This window comes from Blastomonas sp. CCH1-A6, assembly GCF_001556365.1.
Lineage (GTDB): Bacteria > Pseudomonadota > Alphaproteobacteria > Sphingomonadales > Sphingomonadaceae > Blastomonas > Blastomonas ursincola.
In genome coordinates, this window is sequence record NZ_LSIS01000069.1 from 1 (window position 1) to 9,750 (window position 9,750).

Annotated in this window: 3 protein-coding genes and 1 pseudogene; 2 read left to right on the forward strand and 2 right to left on the reverse strand. The window is 63.6% G+C overall.

Features of this window, described 5'->3' with window-relative positions:
• Both rpoC and rpoB read right to left on the reverse strand, forming a co-directional pair.
• A partial coding sequence (gene rpoC / locus AX735_RS02635) for a DNA-directed RNA polymerase subunit beta' (RefSeq protein ID WP_066275116.1) occupies positions 1-4,159 on the reverse strand: 4,159 nt, incomplete at its 3' end.
• A 120-nt stretch (positions 4,160-4,279) separates the two neighbouring features.
• Positions 4,280-8,458 (reverse strand): DNA-directed RNA polymerase subunit beta, encoded by a 4,179-nt coding sequence (gene rpoB, locus AX735_RS02640; protein ID WP_066275119.1) that lies wholly within the window; start codon positions 8,456-8,458, stop codon positions 4,280-4,282.
• A gap of 269 nt (positions 8,459-8,727) precedes the next feature.
• Between rpoB and AX735_RS02645 the strand changes: the two genes are divergently transcribed.
• Both AX735_RS02645 and AX735_RS24840 read left to right on the forward strand, forming a co-directional pair.
• Entirely contained in the window at positions 8,728-9,372 is a 645-nt protein-coding gene (locus AX735_RS02645; protein WP_066275127.1) for a YoaK family protein, read from the forward strand.
• A gap of 124 nt (positions 9,373-9,496) precedes the next feature.
• Positions 9,497-9,750, forward strand: a pseudogene (locus AX735_RS24840) (hypothetical protein); the annotation flags it as partial.

The following is a 9,750-nucleotide window of genomic DNA, read 5'->3' on the forward strand; positions in this document are numbered from 1 at the left end:
CGGGAGCCGCCTCGACCTCGTTCGCCGCTGCCATCGCCTTTTGCAGCGCGCGCTGCTGGGCGCGGAGCGCGGCATCGCGGCTGTTCGCGGCGATGCGGATGCGCGCCATGCCCGCACCGGTACCTGCCGGGATCAGACGACCGACGATCACGTTCTCCTTCAGGCCGATCAGCGAGTCGCGCTTGCCTTCCACGGCCGCCTGGGTGAGCACCCGGGTGGTTTCCTGGAACGACGCGGCCGAGATGAACGAACGCGTCTGCAGCGAAGCCTTGGTGATGCCAAGCAGCACCGGCTTGCCTTCTGCGGGCTTCTTGCCCTCGGGAAGACGGGCGTTGACCTCGTTCATTTCCTCGGCATCGAGCTGTTCGCCCGGCAGCAGCGTGGTATCGCCACCATCGGTGATCTCGACCTTCTGCAGCATCTGGCGAACGATCACCTCGATGTGCTTGTCGTTGATCTTCACGCCCTGCAAGCGGTAGACTTCCTGGATTTCGCTGACCAGATATTCGGCCAGCGCTTCCACGCCCAGCACTTCCAGAATGTCGTGCGGATCGGGCGAGCCCGAGATCAGGTTGTCGCCCTTCTTGACATAGTCGCCTTCCTGGACGTCGATGACCTTCGACTTGGGCACCAGATACTCGACCGGATCCCCCTCTTCCGGGTGGATCGCGATCTTGCGCTTGGCCTTGTAGTCGCGGACGAACTCGATGCGGCCCGAAACCTTGGCGATGATCGCATTGTCCTTGGGCTTGCGCGCCTCGAACAGCTCGGCCACGCGCGGCAGACCGCCGGTGATGTCGCGGGTCTTGGCGGCTTCGCGGCTGACGCGGGCGAGAACATCGCCGGCTTCGACCTTCTGGCCATCCTCGACCGAGAGCATCGCGCCCACGGCAAGCATGTAGCGCGCCGCTTCGCCCGAATCCTCATCCAGCAGGGTGAGGCGGGGACGCAGGTCTTCCTTGGACTTCGCCTTGCTCGATCCGCGGAATTCCACGACCACGCGCTGCGCGATACCGGTGGCATCGTCGGTCTGCTCGACCAGCGTCTTGCCGTCGATCAGGTCCTGATACTTCACGACACCGCTGGTATCGGTGATCACCGGCATGGTGAACGGATCCCATTCGGCAATCCGATCGCCGATGTTCACCTCGCCATTGTCGTCGACCAGCAGCACCGTGCCGTATGGGATACGGTGGACCGCACGCTCGCGGCCTTCCTTGTCGACGATCGCGATTTCGCCATTACGGGCGAGCGACAGGCGCTGGCCGCGCTTGTTCACGATGGTCGGGATATCCCGGTACTGCAGCGTGCCATCGGCCACCGCTTCGAGGTTCGACTGCTCGTTGAGCTGCGCCGCACCGCCGATATGGAAGGTACGCATGGTGAGCTGGGTACCCGGTTCACCGATCGACTGCGCGGCGATGACGCCGACAGCCTCGCCGATGTTCACCGGAGTACCACGCGCCAGGTCACGGCCATAGCACTTGCCGCACACGCCCTGGGTCGCTTCGCAGATCAGCGGCGAACGGATGCGCGCTGCCTGGATGCCCAGGGCCTCGATCGATGCCACGGCGGCTTCGTCGAGCAGCGTGTCCTTGGCAACGACGACATCGCCGGACTTCGCGTCGACGATATCCTCGGCCAGGGTACGGCCCAGGATGCGCTCGCCGAGCGAGGCGATGACCGAGCCACCCTGCACGATCGCACGCATTTCCAGCGCCCGTTCGGTGCCGCAGTCTTCCTGCACGATGACGCAATCCTGCGACACGTCGACCAGACGGCGGGTCAGGTAACCCGAGTTCGCCGTCTTGAGCGCCGTATCCGCCAGACCCTTGCGCGCGCCGTGGGTGGAGTTGAAATACTCCAGAACGGTCAGGCCTTCCTTGAAGTTCGAGATGATCGGCGTTTCGATGATTTCGCCCGACGGCTTGGCCATCAGACCACGCATACCGGCAAGCTGCTTCATCTGCGCTGGCGAACCACGCGCACCCGAATGGCTCATCATGTAGATCGAGTTGACCGGGGCTTCGCGGCCATGCTCGTCCTTCGGCGTCGCCTTGATCTCTTCCATCATGGCGTTCGCAACCTGGTCACCGCAACGGCTCCAGGCGTCGATCACCTTGTTGTACTTTTCCTGCTGGGTGATCAGACCATCCTGGTACTGCTGCTCATAATCGGCAACCAGCGCGCGCGTTTCATCAACCAGACGCTCCTTGCTGTCCGGAATGATCATGTCGTCCTTGCCGAACGAGATGCCGGCACGACAGGCGTGACGGAAGCCCAGGCCCATGATCGCGTCGGCGAAAAGAACCGTGTCCTTCTGACCGGTGTGACGATAGACCTGGTCGATGACGTCGCCGATTTCCTTCTTGGTGAGAAGGCGGTTGACGACATCGAAGGGCACCTTGTGGCTCTTGGGCAGACATTCGCCGATGAGCATGCGGCCCGGCGTCGTCTGGTAGCGCTTCAGATACTGGTTGCCCTGTTCGTCGGTCTGCGGAACGCGCGCGATGACCTTCGAGTGGAGCGTGACCGCACCCACTTCGAGCGCCTGATGCACTTCGGCGATATCGGCCATCAGCATGCCTTCGCCCGGCTCGCCTTCGCGGTCCATCGAAAGGTAATACAGGCCCAGCACCATGTCCTGCGAGGGCACGATGATCGGCTTGCCGTTGGCGGGCGACAGGATGTTGTTGGTCGACATCATCAGCACGCGCGCTTCCAGCTGGGCTTCCAGCGAGAGCGGAACGTGGACGGCCATCTGGTCACCGTCGAAGTCGGCGTTGAAGGCCGAGCAGACCAGCGGGTGCAGCTGAATCGCCTTGCCCTCGATCAGCACGGGCTCGAACGCCTGGATGCCCAGACGGTGCAGCGTCGGTGCGCGGTTGAGCATCACCGGGTGCTCGCGGATTACCTCGTCCAGGATGTCCCAGACTTCCTTGCGCTCCTTCTCCACCCACTTCTTGGCCTGCTTCAGGGTCATCGACAGACCCTTGGCGTCGAGACGCGCGTAGATGAACGGCTTAAACAGCTCGAGCGCCATCTTCTTGGGCAGACCGCACTGGTGCAGCTTGAGTTCCGGACCGGTCACGATGACCGAACGGCCCGAATAGTCGACGCGCTTGCCGAGCAGGTTCTGACGGAAGCGGCCCTGCTTGCCCTTGAGCATGTCGGACAGCGACTTCAGCGGCCGCTTGTTGGCACCGGTGATGATGCGGCCACGACGGCCATTGTCGAACAGCGCATCGACGGCTTCCTGCAACATGCGCTTTTCGTTGCGCACGATGATGTCCGGCGCGCGCAGTTCCATCAGCCGCTTGAGACGGTTGTTGCGGTTGATGACGCGGCGATACAGGTCGTTGAGGTCCGAGGTCGCGAAGCGGCCACCGTCGAGCGGCACCAGCGGGCGCAGCTCGGGCGGGATCACGGGGATGACTTCCAGGATCATCCATTCGGGACGATTACCGGAATCGATGAACGATTCCACGACCTTGAGGCGCTTGATGATCTTCTTGGGCTTGAGCTCCGACTTGGTCGTCTCAAGCTCCTGCAGCAGGTCGGCGCGCTCCTGCTCGAGGTCCAGATCCATCAGCATCTGGCGCACGGCTTCGGCACCGATACCGGCCGAGAAGGCGTCCTCGCCGAACTCGTCCTGCGCATCGAGCAGCTCGTCTTCGGTGAGCAGCTGATATTTTTCCAGGCTGGTCAGGCCCGGCTCGATCACGACATAGCTTTCGAAATACAGCACGCGCTCAAGCTGCTTGAGCTGCATGTCGAGCAGCAGGCCGATGCGCGAGGGCAGCGACTTAAGGAACCAGATGTGCGCGACCGGCGCGGCAAGCTCGATATGGCCCATGCGCTCGCGGCGGACCTTGGTGACGGTCACTTCCACGCCGCACTTTTCGCAGACGATGCCCTTGTACTTCATGCGCTTGTACTTGCCGCACAGGCACTCATAGTCCTTCACCGGACCGAAGATGCGCGCGCAGAACAGGCCATCACGCTCGGGCTTGAACGTGCGATAGTTGATCGTTTCGGGCTTCTTGATCTCGCCGAAGGACCAGGACCGAATGCGCTCGGGGGAAGCGAGGCCGATCTGGATCTCGTCAAAGGTTTCCGGCTTCACGGCGGGATTGTTGAATTTGGTCAGTTCGTTCATTTTTTTCGCCTTCCTGGCCCCTCACATTCGCAGAGAGGGGTTGGGGTGGGGAATTTCACAGGTGGAGCCCGTATCGGCCCCACCCCCGGCCCCTCCCCCGAGGGGGGAGGGGAGTAGGTGTTACTCCGCGGCTTCCGGCAGTGCGTCCGGGCCTTCGTCCGGATCGGGCAGCGCGTCGAGCGAGTTCAGCTCCACGTTCAGACCCAGCGAGCGCATTTCCTTGACCAGCACGTTGAAGCTTTCCGGGATACCGGCCTCGAACGTGTCGTCACCCTTGACGATCGCCTCATAGACCTTGGTGCGGCCGACCACGTCGTCGGACTTCACCGTCAGCATTTCCTGCAGCGTATAGGCCGCGCCATAGGCCTGGAGCGCCCAGACCTCCATTTCCCCGAAGCGCTGACCACCGAACTGGGCCTTGCCGCCCAGCGGCTGCTGGGTGACGAGGCTGTAGGGACCGATCGAACGCGCGTGGATCTTGTCGTCGACCAGGTGGTGCAGCTTGAGCATGTAGATATAGCCCACGGTCACCTTGCGGTCGAACTTGTCGCCGGTACGGCCGTCGTACAGATCGACCTGGCCCGACGGGTCGAGACCCGCCCGCTCCAGCATCCGCGACACGTCCGCCTCGCGCGCACCGTCGAACACCGGGGTGCCCATCGGAACGCCGTTGCGCAGCAGGCCCGCCAGCTCGACCACGCCATCATCCGAACGGCTGTCGATCTCGGCATGATATTCGGGGCCGTAAACGTACTTCAGCTTCTCGCGCACGGCATCGGGCGGCGGGCCCGCTTCCGGGTTCGGATTGGCCTCGCGCCATTCGTCGAGCGCCTTCGAGATCTGCTGGCCCAGACCGCGCGCGGCCCAGCCCAGATGCGTTTCGAAGATCTGACCCACGTTCATGCGGCTCGGCACACCCAGCGGGTTGAGCACGAAATCGACATGCGTGCCGTCTTCGAGGAACGGCATGTCCTCGATCGGCAGGATGCGGCTGATGATCCCCTTGTTGCCGTGACGCCCGGCCATCTTGTCGCCCGGCTGCAGCTTGCGCTTCACCGCGACGAACACCTTGACCATCTTGAGCACGCCAGGCGCCAGCTCGTCGCCGCGCTCCAGCTTCTCGCGGCGGTCGTCGAACTTCTCGGTGATGCGGGTCACGGCTTCGTCATACTGGGCCTTGACCGCTTCGAGATCGGCCTGAACCGCATCGTCCTCGACCGCGAACTTCCACCACAAGTGCTTCTCGACCTCATCGAGCAGCGCCTCGTCGATGGCCACACCCTTCTTCACGCCCTTGGGCGCAGCCGACGCGACCTGACCGACCAGCATTTCGCGCAGACGGTTATAGGTGGCACGGTTGAGAATGGCGCGCTCGTCCTCGCGGTCCTTGGTCAGACGCTCGATTTCCTCGCGTTCGATCGCCAGCGCACGCTCGTCCTTGTCGATGCCGTGACGGTTGAACACGCGGACCTCGACCACGGTGCCCGACACGCCCGGCGACAGACGGAGCGAGGTGTCGCGCACGTCGCTCGCCTTTTCGCCGAAGATCGCGCGCAGCAGCTTTTCTTCCGGCGTCATCGGGCTTTCGCCCTTGGGCGTGATCTTGCCGACCAGGATGTCGCCCGGATGCACTTCCGCGCCGATATAGACGATGCCCGCCTCGTCGAGGTTGCGCAGCGCTTCCTCGCCGACATTCGGAATATCGCGGGTGATGTCCTCGGGGCCCAGCTTGGTATCGCGTGCCATGACCTCGAACTCCTCGATATGGATCGAGGTGAACACGTCATCCTTCACGATGCGTTCGCTGATGAGGATCGAGTCCTCATAGTTGTAGCCGTTCCAGGGCATGAACGCGACGAGCGCGTTGCGGCCCAGCGCCAGCTCACCCAGATCGGTCGACGGGCCGTCGGCGATGATGTCGCCTTCGTTGATCACGTCGCCCACCTTCACCAGCGGACGCTGGTTGATGCAGGTATTCTGGTTCGAGCGCTGGAACTTCATCAGCGTGTAGATGTCGACGCCCGACTTGCCCGAATCCACCGAACCGGTGGCGCGGATCACGATACGGGTCGCGTCGACCTGATCGACGATACCGGCGCGCTTGGCAGCGATCGCGGCGCCCGAATCGCGCGCCACAGTCTCTTCCATGCCGGTGCCGACGAACGGCGCCTCGGCGCGCACCAGCGGCACGGCCTGACGCTGCATGTTCGATCCCATCAGCGCGCGGTTGGCGTCATCGTTTTCCAGGAACGGAATGAGCGATGCCGCGACCGAGACGAGCTGCTTGGGAGACACGTCCATCAGCGTGATGATGTCGCGCGGTGCCATCAGGAATTCGCCGGCCTGACGGGCCGAAACGATGTCCTCGGCAAAGCTGCCATCGTCGTTCAGCTCGGCGTTCGCCTGCGCGATCGTGTGCTTGGCCTCTTCCATGGCCGAGAGGTACACGACCTCGTCGGTCACCTTGCCGTCGATCACCTTGCGGTACGGCGTCTCGATGAAGCCGTACTTGTTGACGCGACTGAACGAGGCAAGTGAGTTGATCAGACCGATGTTCGGGCCTTCGGGCGTCTCGATCGGGCAGATACGGCCATAGTGGGTCGGGTGAACGTCGCGGACTTCGAAGCCCGCCCGCTCGCGCGTCAGACCACCCGGACCAAGCGCCGAAACGCGGCGCTTGTGGGTGACTTCAGCGAGCGGGTTGGTCTGGTCCATGAACTGCGACAGCTGCGACGAGCCGAAGAATTCGCGAACGGCAGCGACCGCCGGCTTGGCGTTGATCAGGTCATTCGGCATGACAGTCGACACGTCGACCGAGCTCATGCGCTCCTTGACCGCGCGCTCCATGCGCAGCAGGCCGACGCGATACTGGTTTTCCAGCAGCTCGCCCACCGAGCGGACGCGGCGGTTGCCGAGATTGTCGATATCGTCGACTTCGCCCTTGCCGTCCTTGAGATCGACCAGCGTCTTGACGACCGCCAGGATGTCCTCGCGGCGCAACGTGGTGACGGTGTCCTCGCAATCGAGCTCGAGACGCATGTTGAGCTTCACGCGGCCCACGGCCGAGAGGTCATAGCGCTCGGGATCGAAGAACAGGCCTTCGAACAGCGCATCGGCGGTTTCGCGCGTCGGCGGTTCGCCGGGGCGCATGACGCGATAGATCGCATCGAGACCCATGTCGCGGCTGTCGGCCTTGTCGGCCTTCATCGTGTTGCGGATCCACGGACCAGTGGTGACATGGTCGATGTCGAGCAGCACCAGCTGGTCGATCCCGGCCTTGTCGAGCTTTTCCAGATTCTCGGCGGTGACCTCGTCGCCCGCTTCGATATAGATTTCGCCGGTCTGCTCGTTGATCAGGTCATAGGCGCTGTAGCGGCCGAAGATTTCCTCGGTCGGGATCAGCAGGCTGGCCAGGCCATCCTTGGCGGCCTTGGCGGCGGCGCGCGGGGTGATCTTGTCGCCCGCCTTGAACGCGACTTCGCCGGTCGCGGCATCGACAATGTCGAACGCTGGCTTCATGCCGCGCCACTGCTCGGCGACGAACGGGATCTTCCAGCCGCCGGTGCCGCGCTCATAGGTCACGGTCTCGTAGAAATAGTCGAGGATTTCCTCGTCGTTGAGGCCCAGCGCGTACAGCAGCGAGGTGACCGGCAGCTTGCGCTTGCGGTCGATGCGGACGTTGACGATGTCCTTGGCGTCGAATTCGAAATCGAGCCACGAACCGCGATAGGGGATGACGCGCGCGGCGAAGAGATACTTGCCCGACGAGTGGGTCTTGCCGCGGTCATGATCGAACAGCACGCCCGGCGAACGGTGCATCTGGCTGACGATCACGCGCTCGGTGCCGTTGATCACGAACGTGCCGTTCGCGGTCATCAGCGGCATGTCGCCCATGTACACGTCCTGCTCCTTGATATCGAGCACGGAGCGGCTTTCGGTCTCGGCATCGACCTCGAACACGATCAGGCGCAGCGTCACTTTCATCGGCGCCGCATAGGTGATGCCGCGCTGACGGCATTCCTCGACATCGTATTTGGGCGATTCGAGTTCATAGTGCACGAAGTCGAGTTCGGCAGTTCCGGCGAAGTCGCGGATCGGGAAAACGCTGCGCAGCGTCTTTTCCAGGCCCGAAACATAGCCGATCGAGGGATCCGAACGCAGGAACTGTTCGTAGCTCTCGCGCTGGACCTCGATGAGGTTCGGCATTTCGCTGACTTCGTGGATGTCACCGAAGATCTTGCGGATACGCTTCATCGGGGTCGGCTTGGTGGCGGCCGATGCTCGTGCGGAAGTTGCCATAAACGTGTCTTCGCCTTTTCGTGTCTGTCGATTCGGGGCGCACAAAGACGCCAAAAGGCCGCAAGCTCATGAGAACCCCATGAACCGCAGCCTATCGCGTCAGATTATCCCTGAAGCTTCCTTCGTTCGGCAGGTCCGCGCAAACCTGTCATGTCTCGAAGCGTCCGGTGTTGGAGCGCGATATAAGCAGCGCTGTTGGACTTGTCAAACCGCCGCGCACGGCTTTGCGACGGATGACACCGCCCTGCCCCGCACGCTATGCGAGGCAGATGACACGTTACCAGCGCCATCACTGGCTGCTCGCAGCCACGCTCGCCGGACTTGCGGGCTTTGTCGATGCGATCGGCTTTCTAGAAACGGGCGGCTTCTTCACCGCCTTCATGTCGGGCAACTCGACCCGCATGGCGGTGGGCGCGGTGCACGATGCATCGGCGGCGGGGATCGCGGCGGCAATGATCGCGACCTTCGTTACCGGGGTGACGCTGGGCGCGGTTCTCGGCAACCACTGCGAGGCGCGCACGCGGCTGGCGGTGACGGTGCTGCTGGTCGCGACGTTGCCCGCACTGGCGGCGGGCCTGGCGATGGCGAGGTTGCAGGTCGCCGCGATCGGCTGCACCCTGCTCGCCATGGGTGCGGAGAACACTGCGTTCCAGCGCGAAGGCCAGGTAAGCATCGGCCTCACCTATATGACGGGCACGCTGGTCAAGCTCGGCCAGGCGCTGGCGCGGGTGCACCAGCGCGGGCATCGCGGCGAGTGGCTGCCCTATCTGCTGCTCTGGGCCGGGCTGGTGACAGGAGCGCTGCTGGGGGCGCTGGCCTTCCAGGCCTGGGGGCTGAGTGCCTTGTGGGTATCGGCAGGCCTGGGGCTGGCGCTCGCAGGCATCGCAACCCTGCCCCAGTTCGCGATGGAATAGGCTGCAAATCAGGTCAGCTTTCCAGACCCATTAAATCGGTCTGACGGTAACTTACGTCATTTCAACGGCAAAACCCGGCGATGGGCTGAACGCTTTTGCGCTTGCCGAGCGTAGCCGCCTTACCATGACAAACCTATCGCACCCCATTCGCCCGGCAAGGGCCGCGATTGCCGCCGTTCTTGCCCTGACCGCAACCCCGCTGATGGCGCAGGACATGGCTCCCGCCACCGCACCCACTGTGGCACCGACGCTGCCGCAGGCGCAGCCGGCCCAGCCTTCGGTGCCGACGACGACGCTTCCCGGTGCCGGCGCTCCGGCGGCCACGACACAGGCCCCGACCGTCCAGGCTCAGCCGCCCGCTGCCGCGCTGCCCGGCAC